12 protein-coding genes are annotated in these 21,657 nt (G+C 43.2%); 2 read left to right on the top strand and 10 right to left on the bottom strand.

From position 1 onward, the window contains the following. Positions 1-15 precede the first annotated feature (15 nt). From IPI59_03450 to IPI59_03420, 7 genes are all read right to left on the bottom strand, one after another. A complete protein-coding gene (locus IPI59_03450) occupies positions 16-786 on the bottom strand; it encodes an ATP-binding cassette domain-containing protein (GenBank protein MBK7526614.1) in 771 nt (256 codons plus the stop codon). 110 nt (positions 787-896) lie between these two features. Beyond that, complete coding sequence (locus IPI59_03445) at positions 897-1,406, bottom strand: transcriptional regulator (protein MBK7526613.1); 510 nt, start codon at positions 1,404-1,406, stop codon at positions 897-899. A gap of 83 nt (positions 1,407-1,489) precedes the next feature. After that, positions 1,490-2,569 carry a YihY/virulence factor BrkB family protein gene (locus IPI59_03440; GenBank protein MBK7526612.1) on the bottom strand — a complete coding sequence of 360 codons (1,080 nt, stop codon included), beginning with the start codon at positions 2,567-2,569 and terminating at the stop codon, positions 1,490-1,492. 118 nt (positions 2,570-2,687) lie between these two features. Further along, a complete protein-coding gene (locus IPI59_03435) occupies positions 2,688-3,920 on the bottom strand; it encodes a bifunctional 3,4-dihydroxy-2-butanone-4-phosphate synthase/GTP cyclohydrolase II (GenBank protein ID MBK7526611.1) in 1,233 nt (410 codons plus the stop codon). Further along, positions 3,889-5,130 carry a glycosyltransferase gene (locus tag IPI59_03430; protein MBK7526610.1) on the bottom strand — a complete coding sequence of 414 codons (1,242 nt, stop codon included), beginning with the start codon at positions 5,128-5,130 and terminating at the stop codon, positions 3,889-3,891. Before IPI59_03430 ends, IPI59_03435 begins: the two co-directional genes overlap by 32 nt. Before the next feature lie 99 nt (positions 5,131-5,229). Further along, entirely contained in the window at positions 5,230-6,153 is a 924-nt protein-coding gene (gene gldA, locus IPI59_03425; GenBank protein ID MBK7526609.1) for a gliding motility-associated ABC transporter ATP-binding subunit GldA, read from the bottom strand. A 229-nt stretch (positions 6,154-6,382) separates the two neighbouring features. Then, complete coding sequence (locus IPI59_03420) at positions 6,383-15,832, bottom strand: gliding motility-associated C-terminal domain-containing protein (GenBank protein MBK7526608.1); 9,450 nt, start codon at positions 15,830-15,832, stop codon at positions 6,383-6,385. Positions 15,833-16,280: 448 nt separating this feature from the next. Between IPI59_03420 and IPI59_03415 the strand changes: the two genes are divergently transcribed. Continuing rightward, positions 16,281-16,916 (top strand): DUF937 domain-containing protein, encoded by a 636-nt coding sequence (locus tag IPI59_03415; GenBank protein ID MBK7526607.1) that lies wholly within the window; start codon positions 16,281-16,283, stop codon positions 16,914-16,916. Between the two features lie 105 nt (positions 16,917-17,021). Continuing rightward, the gene (locus tag IPI59_03410; GenBank protein MBK7526606.1) at positions 17,022-18,584 is read left to right on the top strand and encodes a glycine--tRNA ligase; all 1,563 of its coding nucleotides are present in this window, start codon (positions 17,022-17,024) and stop codon (positions 18,582-18,584) included. 40 nt (positions 18,585-18,624) lie between these two features. On the opposite strand, the gene IPI59_03405 is transcribed toward IPI59_03410, so the two are convergent. From IPI59_03405 to IPI59_03395, 3 genes are all read right to left on the bottom strand, one after another. Continuing rightward, positions 18,625-19,269: a glycosyltransferase family 2 protein gene (locus IPI59_03405; GenBank protein MBK7526605.1), complete on the bottom strand. Its 645-nt coding sequence runs from the start codon at positions 19,267-19,269 to the stop codon at positions 18,625-18,627. Positions 19,270-19,654: 385 nt separating this feature from the next. Next, a complete protein-coding gene (atpC, locus tag IPI59_03400) occupies positions 19,655-19,909 on the bottom strand; it encodes an ATP synthase F1 subunit epsilon (GenBank protein MBK7526604.1) in 255 nt (84 codons plus the stop codon). Between the two features lie 18 nt (positions 19,910-19,927). Continuing rightward, positions 19,928-21,430: a F0F1 ATP synthase subunit beta gene (locus IPI59_03395; protein ID MBK7526603.1), complete on the bottom strand. Its 1,503-nt coding sequence runs from the start codon at positions 21,428-21,430 to the stop codon at positions 19,928-19,930. Positions 21,431-21,657 lie beyond the last annotated feature (227 nt).

Raw genomic sequence — 21,657 nt, 5'->3', positions numbered from 1 at the left:
AATAAACGTATTTATTTAATTTGTTGGAGTATTAGCTGCACCTTTGCGCAGTGCTTTTAAAAAGTCGGAGGCAAAAATAAAATCATTCAATTTTTCATTGTCGCTTTGAAGTACTTGCTGGCTATTACCCTCCCACTCTTTGTAGCCTTGGTGTAAAAACACAATTTTTTCACCTATCCCCATTACCGAGTTCATGTCGTGGGTATTAATTATGGTGGTCATTTGAAACTCTTTTGTTATATCGCTCAGCAACTCGTCAATAAGCAAGGCAGTTTGGGGGTCAAGGCCTGAGTTTGGCTCATCGCAAAATAGGTAATGTGGATTTAAAACAATAGCGCGTGCTATGCCCACCCTTTTCATCATACCACCGCTAATTTCGCCCGGATATTTTTTGTTGGCATCAACTAAATTCACACGCTCTAAGCAAAAATTAACACGTTTTAATTTGTCTTTATAACTCATTTTCGAAAACATATTAAGCGGAAAGAGTACATTTTCCTCAACGGTCATTGAGTCAAAAAGTGCCGAGCCTTGAAATAACATGCCTATTTTTTGTCTGATTTTTTTTCTCTCGGCGCGCGGTAGTGCAATAAAATCAATACCATCGTATAAAATTTGGCCGCTATCGGGTTGCAGCAAGCCCACCAAACATTTCATAAATACCGATTTACCCGAGCCCGACTTGCCAATAATTAAGTTGGTGCGGCCTTTTTCAAAGACGGTATCTATGCCTTTTAAAACGGGTTTGCTTTCAAAAGCTTTTTTTAAGTTGGTAACGGCTATCATTTATATTTATATTAAAAGTAAGACATGTTTAGTTATCGTTGCCTTTTAGATATTTTGCGCTTATTTTGATGCCTATAGAGCCAACGAAACAAAATCCGGATAAAACAAGATTATTTACCAAAAAAGTTTTTAAAAAACGAGTTAAACATCCAGTTTCTGTCAGCCATCATCATCGTTTGCAACAAATTATCGGCATACATAGAAAATTTGTTTAAATCGTTAATCACTGTTTTAAATTCAGCCACTTCTTTAGGCTCGCCCGACACCTCCTGACTAAGTTCGGTTAAAACTTTAATCACAGGCTCAAGTTCGCGCTTTTTGCGTTGCTCCATAATAGTTTTAGCAGCCTTCCAAATATCTTTATCAGCTAAAAAAAACTCGCGGCGTTCTCCTGGGCGAAGTTCTTTATAAATAAGCCCCCAATCTAACAGCGCCCGCAGGTTCATATTGGCGTTTCCGCGCGATATACTTAACTGCTCCATAATATCATCGGCACTAATTGCGCCGGGTGTTATTAGTAATAGCGCATATATTTGCGACATGGTTCGGTTAATGCCCCATTGCGAGCCTAACATGCCCCATGTATTAATAAATTTGCTTTTGGCTTCGTTTAACTCCATAAGTGGGTGCCAAATTAGGCAAAATTTTCAGTACGTTTGGTACAAATTGAAAATTAGTTGTGTTAAAAATTCCGGAGTGAAGTTTATAAATCAACTGTGTTAAAAATATCATCCGGTTTTTTTTCGGTTTTGTCTTTTCCTGCTGCTTGGTTGTTGTCTGAATCATCATTATAATTGCCTTCAAATTCGGTAATTATATCATCGGTATCATTATCATCAATAAGTTGGCGCTCCAATTCGTAAACCCGCATGGCGTATCGTTTTGGCCGTACTTCTATATTTTTAAACTCATGGTAAACCTTTACAAATTCGGCACCCAGAAACATAATTTGCGCCGAATAAAAAACCCATAAAATTAATATAACTAATGAGCCGGCTACGCCATAAGCACCATCTAATTCGCTTTTACTCAAATATAAAATAATAAAATACCGTCCGAGGCCAAATAAAATAGTTGTAATAATTGCCCCAAGCCAAATATTTCTCCATTTTAAGTTAACATCGGGTATCAATTTAAATACGGCGGCAAAAATAAATATCATCGAAACGTATGATATGAAAAAGTTCCCAATCTTTACCCATTGAATAATATCGGTGCTAAAATGCATACTTAAGTTTTCGCCAACCAGACGCAATATTGTACTTGCTATTAAACCCAACAACACTAAGGCCCCAATACAGCTAATCATAATTAGCGATTTAAGCCTTGTTTTCAGGTATTTTATGACCACATGTTTAGTGTTATTGCGTACCCTCACCCGCCAAATGGTATTCAGTGCGTCTTGCAATTCCGAAAAAACCCCTTGCGCGCTAAATATTGTACTTACTATGGCAATAATAGTCAAGGCCCACGAACTTTTACGCAAGCTGGTATGATGTGCAAGTTGTGTAATTACATTTGCCTGATTTTGGCCTATAAACTCGACTAATTGTTCGTTAATATGCGTTTCAACCTGGTCAACTGCATTATGGCCAAAAAAGTAACGCAATACGGTAAAACCCAACATTACTATTGGCGGCAACGACAAAATAGTATAAAATGATATAGATGCGCCGAGCCTTGTTACCCTGTCTTGTGTATATTGGTTAATAGTGTTTGCCAATAGTTGCCAAAACACAATTAATGGCCTAAAAACTATTTTATTTTGCAGCAAATATTTCATCTGGCTTCAAAGATAACATAATTATTTCTTAAAATCAATATAAATTGATTTACAAGGAACAACCAAACACCAAATATAGATTGCATTACAAATATTACAATATATGACGCCTATAAAATTACCCGCCTAATATTTCGTGACCAAGCTTATCGCGTTTGGTGCGTAAATAATGCAAGTTATGTTCGTTAGGGGGTACTTCAATTTCTACATTTTCGACAATTTCAAGACCATAGCCAAACAAACCGATGCGTTTTTTGGGGTTATTGCTCATTAGTCGAATTTTGCTGACATGTAAATCGCGTAAAATTTGTGCGCCAATACCATAATCTCGTTGGTCTTTAGCAAAGCCAAGACTAAGGTTAGCATCAACAGTATCTTGCCCATCTTCTTGTAATTTATAGGCATACAATTTATTTAGCAAACCTATGCCCCGCCCCTCTTGATTCATGTATAAAATTACACCTTTACCTTCTTGCTCCACTCGCTGCATAGCCAAGTGCAGTTGTTCGCCGCAATCGCAGCGAAGCGAATGCATAACATCTCCGGTTAAACAGCTTGAATGAACACGCACTAATACCGGTTCATTTTCCGTCCAATGGCCTTTGGTTAGGGCTAAATGCAGGTTACCAGTATGTACTTCGGTATAAGCATGTAAGTTGAAATTTCCCCATTTGGTGGGCATGTTTACGGTTACTTCCTCTTTAATTAATCGTTCGCTTTGCAGCCGATGGGCAATTAAATCTTTAATAGATATAATTTTAAGATTAAACTGCTTGGCAACTGCCATTAATTCCGGAAGCCTTGCCATTGTTCCATCGGGGTTCATAATTTCGCAAAGTGCGCCGGCGGGTTGTAGTCCGGCCATGCGGGCAAGGTCAATTGTGGCCTCAGTATGCCCTGCACGGCGCAAAACGCCGCCAGCTTTGGCTCGCAACGGAAAAATATGCCCTGGCTTTCCTAATTCTTCCGGTTTAATTGTTGGGTCAATCAGGGCTTTAATAGTTTTAGCCCTGTCGTGTGCCGAAATGCCCGTAGTGCAGCCGTGCCCCACCAAGTCAACCGATACGGTAAATGGTGTTTCGTGGCTCGAGGTGTTGGCCCTTACCATTAATTCAAGGCCCAACTCGTCGCAGCGGCTTTCAATTATTGGCGCACATATTAGCCCTCGGCCATGTGTGGCCATAAAATTAATAATTTCGGGGGTAATATGCTCGGCAGCGGCAATAAAATCGCCTTCGTTTTCGCGGTCTTCGTCGTCCACAACAATAATTACTTCGCCGCGTTTAATGGCAGCAATGGCATCTTGTATAGGGTCAAGCTTAAAGGGTTCGTTCTGTGGGTTTCCAAACACTGGTTTTAACTCCTTTTAAATATTGAAAAAATCCAAGCAACAATGCTAAATTGGCTTGGTAAAAATACGCAATAAATCGCACAAATTTGTTCGAGGTTTCAAAACGTTGCAACAGTAATTCTATAAACGGAAAACCAAAGCCTATTGTTTGCAACCAAAATGCCATTTTATAAAAAAGATGGTGCTGGTACAAAAATAGTGAAGCAGCCCAAGCTATAATCAGAAAAAAAGGGCCAATCCAACGCAATACTTTATGCGACAAAAAACAGATTGCCACCTTTTTGTAAGCAGGCAAAATTAAGCGAGCAAATTTTGCCAGATTTTGAAAATTTCCGGATGCAATACGCCGTTTTCGTCTAAGTTCTTCGGGCATATTTTGGGGTAAATCTTCGTAACAGATGGCAGCCGGCTCAAATAAGGCTTTTTTATTTTGCTCAAATATTTGCAAGGTTAAAAATAAGTCATCTACCCTAAAATGCGAAGGCACGGGTGTATATAACGATGCCCTAAGGGCAAAACAACCGCCAAATGCGCCTATCATACACCCACCCCAAAGACTTTCGTGGTATTTAATTTGGTTCTCGCGCTGAATATACCATTTCTCTTGGTACGAAATGCCGCTTTTGGCAACTTGATGGTTTATTATATTAGCGCCAACCATACCCACCTCCGGATTTGCAAAATGTATTATTAACTCGTTGATGGTTGCGGGTGTAAACAGTACATTGGCATCGGTAAGTAATAAAATAGTATTGGTAAAAGCAGAATCATCTTTGGCTTGCGCCGACAATTGACTAACCACCGTGTTTACTAAATTTATTTTGCCGCTACGCTGTGGTGCTTCATATAAAAACAATTTAGCTTCCGGATGTTGTTGTTGCCAAACTTTTACGATGGTATTTGTGCCGTCTGTTGAGCAATCGCTGGCGACCCAAACGGTCAATTTTTCATCCGGATATTGGGTGTTAAAAATACTGTCCAACTTAGCCTCTAATACTTTCTCTTCGTTGTAAGCCGCCATAATTACAACAACATCTAAGCACAAATCGGTATTTTCTGAATTACATGGTTTTGTATTATTATTTTTTAAGGGGTTGTTAATGCGCCCTTGTGCCAACCATTTTATAAAAACCGGATATCCTAAATACGTCCAACATAGGCAGCCGCCAGAAAACCAAAATGCCAATTGCCACAAAAGGGTAGTATTCATTGATGGATGGGTGCGAGTTTGTTACAGTAACCTATTAATTTAATGAGCTTGGCAAAGGCAGTCAAAGCAAAAATCTGATAAAAACAGGGCAAAGCAAGCTTATTTCGCTGTTGTAAGTTGCCTAAAAATATCTTCTAAGGTGCTGGTCTCGCGGTGTAGGGTTAGTAAAATGCGTTGTTGGGTTACCGCAAGTTTAAATATATCGGGGCGCAAATCGGTATTATTGGCGGCATATAAATAATAGCGGTTGCCTGCGCCATCTAATGCCTCAACCTTTTGTACGTTTGGTATTGTTTGCAGCAAAGGCAGAGTTATAGGTTGGTCAAACTCGGCTAAAACTACACTTTGCCCTTGTGCCTGGTTTTGTAAATTGTCGGGGGTATCGTTTGCCACTAACTGCCCTTTATTAATTATAATTACACGGGTACAAAGCGCTGCTACCTCTTGTAAAATGTGCGAAGAAAGCAAAACTGTTTTTTCGGCCCCCAACTGCTTAATTAAACCACGAATTTCGACTAATTGATTAGGGTCTAAACCCGATGTCGGCTCGTCGAGAATAAGTACTTGTGGGTTGTGCAACATGGCTTGTGCCAATCCTACCCGTTGTTTATAGCCTTTCGATAAAGCGCCTATTTTCTTTTTTTGTTCGCGCTCCAAGCCGGTTATGGCTACCATTTCGCGCACGCGGGCAGGCAGGTCGCGAGCGGGTATTTTATGCAAATGCCCTACAAAATGCAGGTATTCGTGCACGTACATATCGAGGTAAAGTGGGTTTTGTTCGGGCAGATAGCCAATTTGGCGCTTTGCCTCTAAAGGCTGCGTTAAAACATTGTAGCCACAAACCGTTGCTTGCCCTGCTGTAGGAGGTATATAGCAGGTAAGTATTTTCATGGTTGTACTTTTTCCGGCGCCATTTGGCCCTAAAAAGCCAACAATTTCGCCTTTCGCTACCTCAAAATTAAGATTATCAACGGCGCGTTGTTGGCCATAAATTTTGGTTAATTGGCTAACTTCTAAAGGCATGGTTTTAAAATTTAGGCAAAGATAGGCTGTTTTGAGTTGATATACAAAACGAGAGTGGTGGCAAGCAATGGACATGCCTAATTTGCTCTTATTTTTTCCGGATATATAAATAAAATAACGCGCCGCATCCGGAGTAAAAATTTAAACCCGAATACGGCGCGTTGTGCTATGCTAAGTGTTTTATTTCATTCAAAAGACAATCAAATAAATAAAACAAAACTTTGCTTTCTTAGCGAATCAGTGCAATATTACCTTTAATTTCTTTTGTTTTACCATCGCCAAATGTAACTTTTGCCGAGTAAACATAAGTTCCAACATCCATTAACTTGCCATTTTTTGTACCATCCCAACCGCCTGAAGTAGGTGTTGCATTGGGGTTCTCAAACAGCAACGTGCCCCAACGGTCGTAAACAGCCAAACTATACGAAGTAATATTAGAGCCAACTAAGTTAAACACATCGTTTTTACCATCGCTATTGGGAGTAAATGCGTTCGGGGCAATCACTTTATTTTCTTTAATTACTTTAACCGTAACCTCGTCGGTCGCCGAGCAGCCGTATTGGTCGGTGGCAGTAATAGTAAATAAAAATTCGCCCGCCTCATTGGAGGTAATACTTGGACTTTGCATAGTAAGGTCTGTAATTAACTGCATGGCATCCGTCCAGGCAAAGCTAAGTGTGCCATTTAAGGCCGATGTAGCTTGCGTAGTTAATTCTAAAGTTGTTCCGGCTAAAATTTGCGTGTCATCAATCGTTTTAACGGTAACTCCCGACACCTCAACAGCTTGGGTTTGCGTATCGGTACAACCATTGTTATCTACTGTAAAGCTAATGATGAAATTACCTGCCTCGTTAAAGGTAAAGGATTGTTCGGAGGTAGCATTTGCTGAGCCAAGTCCGCCGAAATCCCAAGTACCATTACCTCCGGCAATATTTCCGGATGGTGTAAACGTAATGCTTTCGCCAATACAAATAGTGGTAGCATTAGTTGTAAAGGCAGCACTGGGTTGTTCGGTTACAGTAATATTTATATTAGCCGCATACGAGCATCCGGTAGCAATATCAGTATAGTTGTAATCAAGTGTATGCACACCAGGGCCAGCAATTGCCGGGTCAAACATACCTGCAACTACGCCATTGCCCGTTAAAGTACCGCCTACTGGGTTAAGCACTATATTTACGGCTGCTTCGTTGCTACAATAAGTAGTTTTAGGCAGGGTAATAGTGGGTGTAATAGTTGGACAATCTTGGGCTATACAAGTAGCAGTGCCGGGTGCGCTATTGCCGCAAGGTGGTGGGCCAAGTGCAATAATACTGATGTTCACCACGTTTCCGGGTGTTAAACCGGTAACAGCGTAGGTTTCGGAGCCTAATGCTACATTTTCGGTTTTCGTAGGCACATCGCCGCTAATTGTTACCTCGTAGCCGGTAGCGCCTGGTATGGGGTCCCAACTAAAGCTAACGTCATTGGTTGACTGCGCACTGCAAATAACATTTGGTGCAAACAAGGGCGCAACAACATCAATTGTAGAGGTGCCCTCGGGTGAAACACAACCTTTGTTTGTTATGGTTAATGTTACCGTTTTGGTGCCTCCGGTAGCCCAAGTTACCTCGTGCGGGCCAAAACTAGTACCGGGGAAGGCCACACCCCCATCAAAATTCCAATCGTAAGTAGCACCAATAATAATATCGTTGGCTGTAATTTGCGTTTTGCCTGTACTACAAATTGTGGCATCGGCAATACCAAACGAAGAATCAGGCGTTAGATTTACCTCTGTAAGTTGGCTAATAATATACTCGCATTGCGTTGCAGGGTCGGTATAGGTATAGACAATTGAAAAATTGCCTTGTCCGGCCAACGCAGGGTCAAACTGGTTAGGAGCGATTACGCCGGGGCCTGTTAATACGCCACCTGCCGGAGATAAAGTTAAAGTAACTATGGCATCGGCGGTGCAATAATTGGCGGCTAATCCGGTAATAGTTGGCGTTATTACTGGGCAATCTTTAGCTTGGCATTGGCCTGTTCCTGCTGGGCTATTGCCGCAAGGGCCATTGCTAAGCGCAACTACGCTAATATCAACCATATCGTTTACTGATAAGCCGGTAACGGTATAGTTAGAGGTAGGTGTGTTATCTGTTTGCGGCGCACCGCCATTAATCGTGTACGATATATCATATCCGGTAGCACCCGGAACATCGGGCCAATCAAAACTTACTTGATCGGTTTGGCTACCCGAGCAAGTAACTACTGGCGCAGGCAACGGCTCACTTAAGTTTACATCGGCGGTAAATACGGTTGAGGTACAGCCGTTTTCAGTTACCTGTAACGAAACGGTAACGGTGCCGGTACCCGAAGGCCATGCTACTAACTGGTCTAATCCGGATGGAGTAGCAACACCTCCGGCAAAATTCCAATTAAATGTTGCGCCTGCGCTTGCATTTCCTGTATAATCAACTAATAACTGCGAAGTACCATCGGCGCACCAATCGGTAGCTGCAAGGGTAAAGTTAGCAGTAGGCGTTTGGTTTACAGTTAAATTTAAGGTTGCAGTATAGGGGCAGTTGCTAACGGCATCAACATAATTATAAGTAACGGTATGCGTACCTGGGCCTGCTATGGCTGGGTCAAAATTAGTACCCGATACACCTGTGCCGCTAAATGTTCCTCCGGATGGCGTAGCCGTAAGGGTAATGGCAGCATCTGAAGTACAATAAGTGGTAATAGCCACATCAATAGTTGGTGTAATTGGGGGGCAGTCTTTAGCTTCGCATTGTCCGGTACCAGGTGCGCTATTGCCACAAGGAGCGGGGCCTACAGCTACAACGGTAATATCTACTATATCACTTACCGATAGTCCTGTAATTAAATAGTTAGTATTGGTAGTATTGTCGTTGATTGGAGGGCCGCCGTTGATTGTATAGGTAATATCATAACTTACCGCGCCTGGCACGGCTAACCAAATAAACTCAACACTGCTGGTGCTTAGTGTACCGCAACTAATTTGTGGTGTAGCCAATGGAGCAGGAGCATTTACCGTAATAATAGTTTGAGGTGAGGCACAGCCATTTTCGGTTACATCTAAGGTAATATCGTAAGTGCCTGGCGTAGCAAAGCTAAGCGTGTAGGGGCCTGCGCCTGTTCCGCTAACAACAGTTGCGCCATCAAAATTCCAGGTATAAGTAGCACCTACCGAAGCGTTGCCAGTATAAGTAGCCGTAATGGTTGCTATGCCATTAGCACAAACATTGGTATTACTAAGGGTGAAATTGGTGGTTGGAGTTGTATAAACGTTAATAGTAACTGGCTGGTTGTATTGGCAGTTGCCTTGCTGATAGTTGCACAAAATATTATGAGCACCGGGACCAGCTAAAACAGGGTCAAAAGTTCCGGATGTGGTGTTAGTGATACCAGTTCCACTCCAAGTAGTAGTGCCACTGCCATTGCCGCCTACAATATTAAGAGCAATATCAAAAGCGGTTGTAGAAGCCGTCAAACATATATCTGCTATTGGTGTTATATCTAAAGTAACCGGTGGGCAATCTTCGGCAATACAGGTTTGGGTGCCTACGCTATTAGGGCAAGCGCCTGCGCTAACTGCTTCAACGGTAATGGTTACCGATTGCCCGGCAAATAATCCGGTGGCCGAGTACGAGGTAGCTCCCGTTGGGAAAGGTGGACCACCATCAATACTTACTAAATATCCGGATGAGCCGGGAACTGCATTCCAGCTAAATGTTATGCTGCTGGTAGTGGTTGCGCAGTTTATTACAGGCAACGGAAGTGGGCTTTCTACAACAACGTTAGCTGTAACTGGCTCTGAGGTGCAGCCACCTTCGGTGGTAATTAACGTTACTGTATAAGTACCCGCAGCCGACCAAATAATATTGTGAGGGCCATTGCCGGTAGCAGTTGCAGGTGTGCCGCCGTTAAAGGTCCAATTAAAGGTAGTACCGGCGTTCGCTGCACCGCTAAAATTAATACTGGCAGCTTCGTTTACACAAGTATTAGCAATGGGGCTAATATTGGCAATGGGTTGTGCAATTACATTAATGGCTTGGGTAATACTGCTTTCGCAAGGTACTGTGCCTACGCTATAGGTTACATTTACTGGGCCTACTGGGTACAATGCTGGGTCAAATTGGGTAACAACATTTCCGCCAATAGTCCAAGTGCCACCAGTATCGGCGGTAGGTGCTAATAAGGTATTGAGGGCAATAGCTGCTACACTTTGGCAAATGCTTCCGGGGGTATTCCAGCTTGGGTCGCCAGATTTAATTACCACTATATTTTTTGTGTTGCTGGTTTGGCAGGGCGGTGTACCAACATCGTAAGTAACGGCATAAGTGCCTGGGCCTAAGGCAGCCGGGTCAAATGTTGTGGCGGGGGTGCCATTAATTGTCCATAAACCGCCGGGTGTTGCTACCGGGCTTAAAATACTATTCAAATTAATAACCGGCGACAAAGTACATATTGTTCCGGGATTAATCCAGCCAGCATCTGTATTGTTTACTACAAATATGGTTATAGTGGTTGTTTTAGCACATCCGGGCGGAACTGCATTAGTTAAAGTAAAAGTAATAATATAAGTACCTACCTGCGCACCAACCGCATTAAAGGTTTTTCCATCTGCTTCAATATAGCCAGGTGTGCCACCCGATGGCGCCGATGAAATAGTCCATGTTCCGGGTTGAGTTGTAATTTTAATCGCATCTAAATTGGTAGTTGTGCTGTTACACAATACCGGAGGTAAGCCCATGCTTAAATCGGGGCAAGTGCAATCATTTACTACAATATCAATGGTAAAGCTTTTTGGCCCGCAAATATTGTTTGCACTTTGTAGTGTGTAGGTAAAGGTGTATGTTCCGGCTTGGGCATTGTTAAAGTCCACATTTGGGAAATTTACCGTTGCGCCATTTCCGGCAGCATTATCGGTATCAGCCCAAGTGCCATTGATACCAACCGATGATTTTATTAAAGTAGTTAAATTAATAGTCGAGCCGCCGCCGGTGGTATTACAAAGCGGGGTAGCTGCATTCCATACTACATTTGGCAGTTCGTCAATATTTATTGTTACTAACGACAAGTCGTTTACGCAAGGTGGATTACCTTCTACGGTGTAAGAGAAAATAAAGCTACCGCCTTTATGGCCTAATACATCAAAAGTGCCAAGGGCATAATCTAATTTTGAATTATTAGGTGTATTTGGGCTGGTAAGGTCTAAACTCCAATACCCACCAGGCATTTTAGGATTACCTAATACATCGAACAACGTTAATATGCCGCTATCATTACAAACATCAAGTATGCCATCTGAACCTGCTTGTGGTGCCGGATTTATATATATGTCAACCGTATTAAAGTCTGGGCATCCGGCTTGCGGATTATCCAAAGTAAATTGTAGGGTATAAGTTCCTGCATCGGCAGCCGTAGCATCAAAGGTAATGCCATCAACTTGTATTACTGCCGGACTGCTGCCGCCCGGGTCGTTGATAATACTCCAAGTGCCGGGTTCGGTAACACTTGCATCTAACAGCGAGTTAAGGTTTAACAAGTCGTCATCGCTACAAAGGTCGGGGGCGACTACTAAAGCTACGCTTGGGCACGAACAGTCTTGCACAAAAACTTCTACGTTATAAACAACATCGGCACAAGGGTCGGGGCTATCTAAAGTATAAGTAAAGGTATAACTTTGGTTGGCGGTAACACCGGTAAAATCAAGGTTCGAGGGCGAACCGGCTGCGCCACTACCATCTGCATCATTCCAAGTACCCGACATGTCGCCGGCGGTAATTAAGGCAGTCAAATCAAGGAAGGGGCCAGGTGCTTCGGGGCCATTACAAACCGTAGCATTGGGGGTAACGGTTGCAGTTGGTGCCGAAACTACTGTAATCTCAACCTGGGTTGAGGCATCGGGGCAAGGGCCGGCACCCGCAACTAAGTAAATAAAATAATAAGTAGCATCAGCTTGCCCACTTGGGTTAAACGTACCAGCGCCGGCATTAAAGGCACCGCCGGTTGAGCTACTGCCATTTTCGCTCCAAGAGCCGCCAGCATCTTCGCCACTAAGCAAATTGTATAAATTAATTATGCCGCTGCCGCTATTACAAACAGTCGGGTTATCTACAACGGTACCGCTGTTGCGCTCAAAATAAATATCAATGGTTTCAGAGTTTGTAGCGCCGCATTGCGCACTTGGTGTTGTGTAAGTAACGGTGTATGTGCCTTCGGTGCTAATAGATGATAAATTAATAACACCACTTGCACTTATTGTAGCACCACCATCTATGCTCCAAGTACCGCCGGGCGTACCAGTTACGTTGGCCTGCGGGTTAGGGTCGCCAGGTGCCACACAAATAGACGCTTGTAAAGTAAACGCCGCCGATTCTTGGCTATTTACGGTAATTGTTACCGAGTGGTCATCGGGGCAGGGGCCGGGCGTATTATAAGTAAAGGTATAAACGCCTGCAGAGCTTGCTGCTAAATTAATTTGACCGGTTGAGGCATTAAAGTTTAATCCGGATGGTGTAGCACTAAAGGTGCCGCCCGGAGTAGTGCCAGCGCCAAATACCGGAGCCGAAGCTGTTTCACTTGTACAATAAGTATCGGGGGTTATAGTAAAATACGCATCTTGTGGTGGATTTATTGTTACCGCTACCGGAACAGCAAAGCTACAAATACCAATAGTAGCCATAATATAATAAGTGCCGCTGGTATTTACCACCGACGAAGGCAATTGCGCACCTGCCGAACCACCGCCATCGGCGTGGTAGGTAATGGTAGCGCTGACTAAATTTGTGCCAGTTAGGGTAATAGTTGCCAAATCAAAATTTGTAGCACATTGATTAACAGGGGCAACGGGGTCAATAGTGGGCTGTGCCGAAACAGTAATAGTTACTTGAGTAGCAAGACTTGGGCAAGCACCTAATTGCTCCACTACCCAAACATTGTAAGTTCCGGTAACGGCCATGTTTACAACTCCTGTCAATGCCGAGCCGGGCAAAGGACTGCCTGTGCCAATTAAGGTGGTAAGGGCTGCATCGCTATACCAGTTTAAGGTGCCACCCATGCTTGCCGTAGCGGTTAAGGCAGGGGCCGCGCTATTTTGACAAACGGTTACACTCGGAGCAACAGGGGCAACGGGTGTTTCGTTTACTACAATATTAACTTGGGTAGCAATACCGGTACAACCGTTTAAGGTTTCGGTTACATATACACTATAAGTACCGGCCACATTATTATTGGCTATACTGCTGTATTGTGCCCCGGTAAGCGTAGTTCCGGTACCAAGAAGGTTTGTTAAGGCTGCATCGCCATACCAGTTGAAGGTGCCAGCGCCCCCGCTTGCTGTTAAATTAGGCAAGGGATTAGTTTCGCAAATAGTTACACTTGGCGCAACAGGTGCTGTGGGTGTAGGTTTAACGGTAACTACCACAAATCCGGCCGGCGCCGAGCAGGTGGTTCCGAGGCTTTCTTTAGCCCAAATAGTATAGTTTCCGGGGGTATTTATATCGGCGGCACTACCATAAGCAGTTCCGGGCAAGGTATTGCCGGTGCCTAAAACGTTGGGCGTTCCGCTGTCGGGGTCGCCATCGTACCAGGTAATAGTAGCACCACTACCCGAAGCTGTAAGGTCGGGCAAGGTTGTGCCTTGGCAAACGGGGGTAACAGGGCCAAAAATTGGGGTAATAGGTTTATCAATTACTTTAATAGTTACCATTTGTGCTGGGCCGGGGCAACCATTTAGGTTTTCCATAACATACACAAAATAATCTCCGGGAACATTATTATTGGCTACGCTGCTGTATTGAGCGCCGGTAAGTGTAGTTCCAGAGCCTAATAAATTAGTTAGGGCAGCATCTGAATACCAGTTGATGGTGCCGCCACTTCCGGATGCGGTAAGGTTAAGCAGGGCTTCCCCTTTACAAATAGGGCTTGGATCCGGAGCCGTTGGGGCATTTGGAGTATCCTTTACTATTATATCTACTTTTTTTACCGCACCCACACAGTTTTTGCTACTGGTAGCCTCTTGCACATAAACACTGTACGTGCCAGCAAGATTGGGGTTGGCATAAGCAGCATAGTTGGCAACGGGTAAAGTAGTGCCTGTGCCTATGTTATTGGTTAAAGCGACATCGCTGTACCAAGTAAGTGTACCAATTGTGCCCGTAGCTGTTAGGTCTTGCAGCGGATTGCCTTCGCAAATAGTTAATCCGGAAGATACCGGAGCAGGTGGGGCAGGTAAAATAGTTACTTTAACCTCAACCGCCGGACTGGTGCAACCCAAGGCGTTCGATGCTTGTACCCATAAACTATAAGTTCCGGCAGTATTAATTGGCACATACGCGCCATAACTCGCCGGTTGAAGCGTTACCCCCGTATCTACTAAAGTGGTGAGCGTTGAATTGCTGTACCAACTTGTTGTTATATTGGGGTAGCCAAATGTATCTACATCGGCGGCTGCCGAGGATAGAACCGGCAGCGTGCCAAATTGGCAAGCGGTATCGTTGGCCGAGGTAATGGATAGTTCGTGGACGTGTATAGTAACGACATCATCGTTAAAACAAGCCGTAATGGGGTCGGTTACTAAAATTTTATAGAACTGTGTTTGGGGTGGCCAAACTTTTGGGTCTTTAATATTAACTTTGCTAATCCATTTGTTTGGCACCCAGGCATACAAGTAGCCATCTTGGGTAATGGCGCCTAACTGAGCGGTATCGCCCTTACAGATTGAAATATCGTCAGGGACTGTTGCCCCTATATCATCGGTAATTTCGGCGGCCACAATTAAGCAGTCGGCAATAATTACTTGAAAATCGAGAATACGATTTGAAATTAGCACACCGCCGCGGTACTCTTCGGTACAAACGCCAATTACAAACTGCCCAAGGGTAGGCGGTGGGTAACAAACTAACTGTCCGGTTTCGGCGTTAATACTTAGTGGAGGAACACCTCCAATAGGGTCGGTGGTCGAATAAGGTGCGTTCCAGGTAACATTTGGATAGGGTGGCGGCCCAGAGGTAACACCACCGGTTGTTCCGTAAGGCGTGCAAAGTGAGTAAACTATCGAGTCGCCATCTGGTTCGATGGTGCCCAAATCGTAAACAATGGGGCTATCGGCGCAAAAAACGGGGGGTATTGGTTTTTTGGTTTGGGGCGAGGTGTTTGCGCCATAAGTATTATAGGCAGGCATAGTGGCTACTAAAGTGCCACTTAGGTTACCTGCGTTTTGAATGTTTAAAACAGAGCCGCTTCGGGCAAATACCGACCACATAAGGGTATAACCTACGCTGGCATCGTTAATGGTATAGTTTTTGCGCGAGTAATACCGAACTTCAAGACAAGGCTGCGGATTGGGTGCTTGCTCAGCACATGCACCATCTAATAATTCGTCCCAGGTTGGGGTTACAACCGAGTCAATCGTTGTTGAAATATTGCCTACATTAATGCCATTGTCATCAAAAATAGATACAATAGAGCTACCAATTTGAGTGCCACTATTGCAGTCGCGATATATTTCTAAATTTATATCGTATTTATCGGCCCCAACGCGGGTGTACCGGATGTACCCACCAATTACGTGGGTGGCAAAGGCATTTTGCAATATCCCCGTTGCCAATAGCAATGTTGTTAGCAACAAGGCATAGCGCAGCCTTGTTTTTAGGTGTAAAAGTTTTAGCATAAGATATGCACTTAATATGTTTAGTTTACAATGTTTCTATTGTTTAGATGATGAGCATAGCACAAACTTATTAGCTGCATGTGAAATAGCTTGTATAATCGGTTTAAAGTCCGGAACAAAAAGCAGATTTTTTTGTTTTAAACAACACACTGACTAACTATTTAGGCGATTTGGACGTTACATTTAATTTTTTCCTCGTCAAATTAAATGGAATTGCATGATAGTAAATGCAAAAGGCAAAATTACTATTTTTTAAAACATTTTTTAAATAAAAACGCAAAATTGGTTTTGTTATTGTTAATAAAAGCTAATGTTTGGGTATTTAAACGACAAAACTAAAAAACCCGTTGCCTTACTTCCTAGAGGAACCGTTAAAAATTACACCTTTAGGCAAGATGATTGCTTTTAAAATATTTACATAAAAAATAAAACAATTTAAAAATTAACCATGAATTTAACCGATTTACTTTTGCAGCAACTTGGCGGTGATACGGCCAAAACATTAGGACAACAATTTGGCTTAGACGAAAGCCAAACGCAGCAGGCTCTGCAGGTAGCCATACCTGTTTTAATGGGTGCATTCGCCAAAAACACTGCTACCGAAGACGGTGCTAACTCGTTGCATAACGCCTTGTCGCGCGACCACGACGGCAGTATTTTAAGCGACCTTGCCGGATTTATTTTAGGCGGTGGCGGCCAAGAGCAAGCCCAACAACCGCAAGAAGATATACAATTACAACGCCGCAACGATGGGGCGGGTATATTAGGCCATTTATTGGGCGGCAATTCCGGAAATTTGGCGAATATTATCAGCATGTTATCTAAAATGGATTTGTCGAAGGCTATTGGCTTTTTGCAAACTATTGCCCCCTTAGTAATGGGTGTTTTGGGTAAAGTTCAAAATCAAAACGGCCTTGATAGCCAACAAATGGCAGGTTTAATACAAAATACCCAAGCCGAGCAAACACAAAATGCCCCCGATGGTTTAACAAGCATTTTGTCGTCAGTATTAGACAGCGACCAAGACGGAACCGTTATGGACGATATTGCCGGCATGGCCTTCAAAATTTTTGGCGGACGTTAATCTGCTGCTTTCAGCTTATAAATAAACACAAACCAATACAAAAGGAGGCCGCAAAGCCTCCTTTTTGCCGTTTATTATAGTTAAAATGCCTATCTTTGTGCCGTTATGACTATACAAAAATCCGGAGACGAACTTTTTAAACTCATTGTATCGCACAGCAAAGAGTATGGGTTTATTTTCCCATCGAGCGAAATTTATGACGGCCTGAATGCCTCTTATGATTATGGCCCCTTTGGCGCTCAACTAAAATTTAATATTCGCGATTATTGGTGGCGGGCTATGACCCAACTGCAAGACGATATTGTAGGTATTGATGCTGCCATTTTTATGCACCCCAAAGTATGGAAAGCATCGGGGCACGTGGACGCATTTAACGACCCAATGATTGACAACCGCGACTCGAAGAAACGTTACCGCGCCGACAACCTGATTGAAGATTTTTTGCAAAGCATTCAAAATAAAATTGCCAAAGAAGTAGAAAAAGGCAAAAAAAAATTTGGCGAAACCTTTAACGAAGAGCAGTTTTTAGCTACTAACCCCAACGTGCTGCGCAGCGCCGAAAAGTTTAATACCATTAACACCCGCTACCTGCAGGCATTGGCAGCCAACGACTTAAACGAACTTCGGAATATTATTATTGACTGCGAAATTGCCGACCCCGAAAGCGGCTCGCGCAACTGGACAGACGTGCGGCAGTTTAATTTAATGTTTTCAATGCAATTTGGTGCCTTAGCCGCCGATGCCGAAAACAGCCAGGTTTACCTGCGCCCCGAAACTGCACAGGGCATATTTGTAAACTTTTTAAACGTGCAAAAAACTACCCGCAAAAAATTGCCGTTTGGTATTGCCCAGGTAGGTAAAGCTTTTAGAAATGAAATTGTAGCAAGGCAGTTTATTTTTAGAATGCGTGAGTTTGAACAAATGGAAATGCAGTTTTTTGTAAAACCCGGAACCGAGATGGAGTGGTATAATTATTGGAAACAAACCCGGATGCGCTGGCACCAAGCCCTACATCCGGAAAATAAATTGCGCTTTCACGACCACGACAAACTTGCCCACTACGCCAACGCCGCCGTTGATATTGAGTTTGAATTTCCGTTCGGTTTTAAAGAGTTAGAAGGCATTCATTCGCGTACCGATTTTGACCTTAGCGAGCATCAAAAATTATCCGGAAGAAAACTACAGTATTTTGACCACGAGCTAAACGAAAATTATGTGCCTTATGTAGTTGAAACTTCTGTAGGCCTTGACCGGATGTTTTTGGCCACCCTTAGCAACGCTATTGCCGAAGAAGAAGTACCCGATGCCGAAGGCGGAGTTGCTACGCGCACCGTACTAAAATTGCCTCCTGCACTGGCACCCGTTAAATTAGCTGTTTTGCCCCTGCTAAACCAAAAAGGTCTGCCCGAAAAAGGCGAAGAAATATTTAAAAAGCTGCGTCTGCATTTTGACTGCCAATTTGAGGCAAAAGATACTATTGGCCGCCGCTACCGCCGGCAAGATGCCATAGGCACGCCATGGTGTGTAACCGTTGATTTTGAAACCCTCGAAAACGACACCGTTACCCTGCGCAACCGCGATAGCCTTGAGCAAATACGCATACCCATTGCCGAAATTCAAGCCCGGGTAAACGAAACGGTAAGCGTTACCAAACTGCTCGAAAAATAGTTGAAAGCAAAGAAAAACCGTTGCTAATATTAAGTAGCGACTAAACCGTATTACAAATGCTGCCGGGGGTATCGCGATAATAGATGTAGCCGGGCTCATTAATTTTTTTGAGGGTAAACAACATGCTTTCGGCCTTTTCCCAAAAGGCGCTGTCTTCGCTATAAAAAATATTTTTATCAAAACCACCCGATGTAAGGAACACTTCTTTTTTGCCAAAAAAAGTGGTCCCGATATGGCATTCAGACAGATGGATTTTTTTAGACAAATCGTTTTTATCCTTCACAAACGGGTCTCCAATAATAATTGCCCCCCCTTCTATTAAATCTACTGTTTTGTTGGTTTCCATAAAAGCCACCCTTTTTTCTAAATAGTTGGGTTTGTATTCGTCATCGCTGTCTAAAAAGGCAATATACCTTCCGGCGGCGGCTTTAATACCGGCATTTTTAGAAAGGGATAATTTGCGGTTACTGTGTTTTAAATAGCGGATGTTTTCCTGTGTTTTTAAAAAATCGCTTACAACTTCAAAAGTATTATCTTCGCTTCCGTCATCTACTATAATCAGTTCACAATTTTTAAAACTTTGAGCTATAAAAGAAGAAATACTCCTTTTCAAATAAGTAGCCCGGTTATACGTGGCCATAATTACAGAAACAAGGGGGTTCGCGTGCCGGTAGATGTCAAGCATAGTTTGTAAGTATTCTATAATATAAATAAATTTGGGTTGCCAAAAATCTTAATATTCCGGACTTTACCCAAAGGAGCAATTTTTTTCTGAATAAACTCAAAAAAATAACGTGTTCGGCGAATAGTCAAAACTAAAAGCAAGTGCTATTTAGAGGTCGTAGCCCCAAAACAAGCGCAAAACTTGGGCGTTACTGATATTGTTGTAATAACCCGCCAGCAAAATTTTGAAAAATCCGACTGTTTTTCCGGACGATACGCCTTTGGGATAGTAAAAGTAAAACAAAAAAGCGACAGCCCACCTTAAATAAAGCAGTTTTATTTGCTCCTCCTTTATTTAATAAGATGGGCTATCGCGTGTAGTATAGCAGTAGGCGCAATGAAACTATTTAAGCATCGCCGCTTTTAGCCGATTCGGCCAATACTACTAATTTATTGTTTAGCACCTCGGCAAAACCGCCGGTAATAGTATATGTTTTAGTGCCTTGTGCAGTAGTAATTTTGGTTTGCCCTTTGCCTAAGGCAGCTATCAGGGGCGCGTGACGGTCTAAAATTTCAAAATAGCCGCCAACACCGGGCAATATTACGCTGGTAGCATCGCCCTCAAATAGTTTTTCTTCCGGAGTTATAAAATCAACGTGCATTTTCGTATCTATTATATACTATTTTGTTTCGGCCAAAATTTTCTTACCTTTTGCAATGGCATCGTCAATAGTACCTACCAAGTTAAAGGCTGCCTCGGGGTATTCGTCCACTTCGCCGTCCATAATCATGTTAAAGCCCCTTATAGTTTCTTCGATGGGCACTAACACGCCTTTTAATCCGGTAAATTGTTCGGCCACGTGGAATGGTTGCGACAAGAAACGTTGTACCCTGCGTGCGCGGTGTACTACCATTTTATCTTCTTCGCTTAGCTCGTCCATACCTAAAATGGCAATAATATCTTGCAGCTCTTTGTAGCGTTGCAAAATGGCTTTTACTTTTTGCGCGGTATTATAATGCTCTTCGCCTAAAATTTTGGGGCTTAAGATGCGCGAGGTAGAGTCGAGCGGGTCAACGGCGGGGTAAATACCTAAGGCGGCTAATTTACGGCTTAGTACGGTGGTGGCATCTAAGTGCGAGAAGGTAGTAGCCGGAGCGGGGTCGGTAAGGTCGTCTGCGGGCACGTAAACGGCTTGCACCGAGGTAATTGAGCCGCGTTTGGTAGAGGTAATCCGCTCTTGCATAATACCCATTTCGGTGGCAAGGGTGGGTTGGTAACCTACCGCCGAAGGCATCCGGCCTAAAAGTGCCGAAACTTCAGAACCTGCTTGTGTAAAACGGAAAATATTATCAATAAACAACAGTATATCGCGTCCACCCGAGTCGCCATCGCCATCGCGGAAGTATTCTGCTACGGTTAATCCGGCCAAGGCCACCCTTGCGCGTGCGCCGGGGGGCTCGTTCATTTGGCCAAACACCATGGTACAAAAAGATTTTTCAAGTTCGTTGGTATCTACTTTTGAGATATCCCAAACTTTAGTTTTTTCAAAGTTTTCGATAAAATCGTCGCCATAGCGTATTACTTTAGCTTCTACCATTTCGCGCAGAAGGTCGTTTCCTTCGCGGGTACGTTCGCCCACGCCTGCAAACACAGACAAGCCCGCATAACCTAAGGCAATATTATTAATCAGCTCTTGAATAAGTACGGTTTTACCCACACCTGCGCCGCCAAACAAGCCAATTTTACCTCCTTTTGCGTAAGGCTCGAGCAGGTCAATTACTTTAATACCGGTAAATAAAATTTGAGCTTCGGTGGTTAGGTCTTCGTATGCTGGTGGTTTGCGGTGAATTGGGTAGCCTTTTTGGGTATTTACCTGGCCAATGCCGTCAATGGCCTCGCCTACCACGTTAAACAATCGGCCTCGAATTTGGTCGCCAACAGGCATTTGAATGGGTGCGCCGGTGTCTATAACCTCCATGCCGCGCACTAAACCGTCTGTCGAGTCCATAGCGATGGTTTTTACACTACTTTCGCCAAGGTGTTGTTGACATTCTAAAATTAATTTTTGGCCGCCTTCGCGCTTTACTACCAAGGCGTTCAAAATATCGGGTAACTGGCCGTTGGGAAATTCAACATCTACCACTGCACCAATTATTTGTTTAATTTTACCTACGTTTGCCATTTGGAAACAATATATTAAAATTATTAAATTGACTAATTGAGCCGCAAAGGTACGCTTTTATTTTGGTTTTCCGGATTTAATTTTATACTTTTTGAGTTTGTTTTAATTATTTTTTTGACGGATTTAGCCTGCACGACATATATTTTGATAAGCTCAAATTTTTATTTTGATCTGGCAAGGAATTTTCCGGTTTTTTCACGAAATATTATTCCGTGCAAATCACTGAT

This window comes from Sphingobacteriales bacterium, assembly GCA_016706405.1.
GTDB lineage: Bacteria > Bacteroidota > Bacteroidia > Chitinophagales > UBA2359 > BJ6.
The sequence above is the reverse complement of the archived record's forward strand: the minus strand, read 5'-3'. Positions and strand labels throughout refer to the sequence as shown.

What these genes read in the sequence shown, in the direction of transcription:
- IPI59_03405 (MBK7526605.1), bottom strand. Translation starts at nt 19,269, where the DNA reads ATGCTTGACATCTACCGGCACGCGAACCCCCTTGTTTCTGTAATTATG.
- IPI59_03420 (MBK7526608.1), bottom strand. Translation starts at nt 15,832, where the DNA reads ATGCTAAAACTTTTACACCTAAAAACAAGGCTGCGCTATGCCTTGTTG.
- IPI59_03450 (MBK7526614.1), bottom strand. Translation starts at nt 786, where the DNA reads ATGATAGCCGTTACCAACTTAAAAAAAGCTTTTGAAAGCAAACCCGTT.
- IPI59_03440 (MBK7526612.1), bottom strand. Translation starts at nt 2,569, where the DNA reads ATGAAATATTTGCTGCAAAATAAAATAGTTTTTAGGCCATTAATTGTG.
- IPI59_03445 (MBK7526613.1), bottom strand. Translation starts at nt 1,406, where the DNA reads ATGGAGTTAAACGAAGCCAAAAGCAAATTTATTAATACATGGGGCATG.
- IPI59_03415 (MBK7526607.1), top strand. Translation starts at nt 16,281, where the DNA reads ATGAATTTAACCGATTTACTTTTGCAGCAACTTGGCGGTGATACGGCC.
- IPI59_03395 (MBK7526603.1), bottom strand. Translation starts at nt 21,430, where the DNA reads ATGGCAAACGTAGGTAAAATTAAACAAATAATTGGTGCAGTGGTAGAT.
- IPI59_03410 (MBK7526606.1), top strand. Translation starts at nt 17,022, where the DNA reads ATGACTATACAAAAATCCGGAGACGAACTTTTTAAACTCATTGTATCG.
- atpC (MBK7526604.1), bottom strand. Translation starts at nt 19,909, where the DNA reads ATGCACGTTGATTTTATAACTCCGGAAGAAAAACTATTTGAGGGCGAT.
- IPI59_03430 (MBK7526610.1), bottom strand. Translation starts at nt 5,130, where the DNA reads ATGAATACTACCCTTTTGTGGCAATTGGCATTTTGGTTTTCTGGCGGC.
- gldA (MBK7526609.1), bottom strand. Translation starts at nt 6,153, where the DNA reads ATGCCTTTAGAAGTTAGCCAATTAACCAAAATTTATGGCCAACAACGC.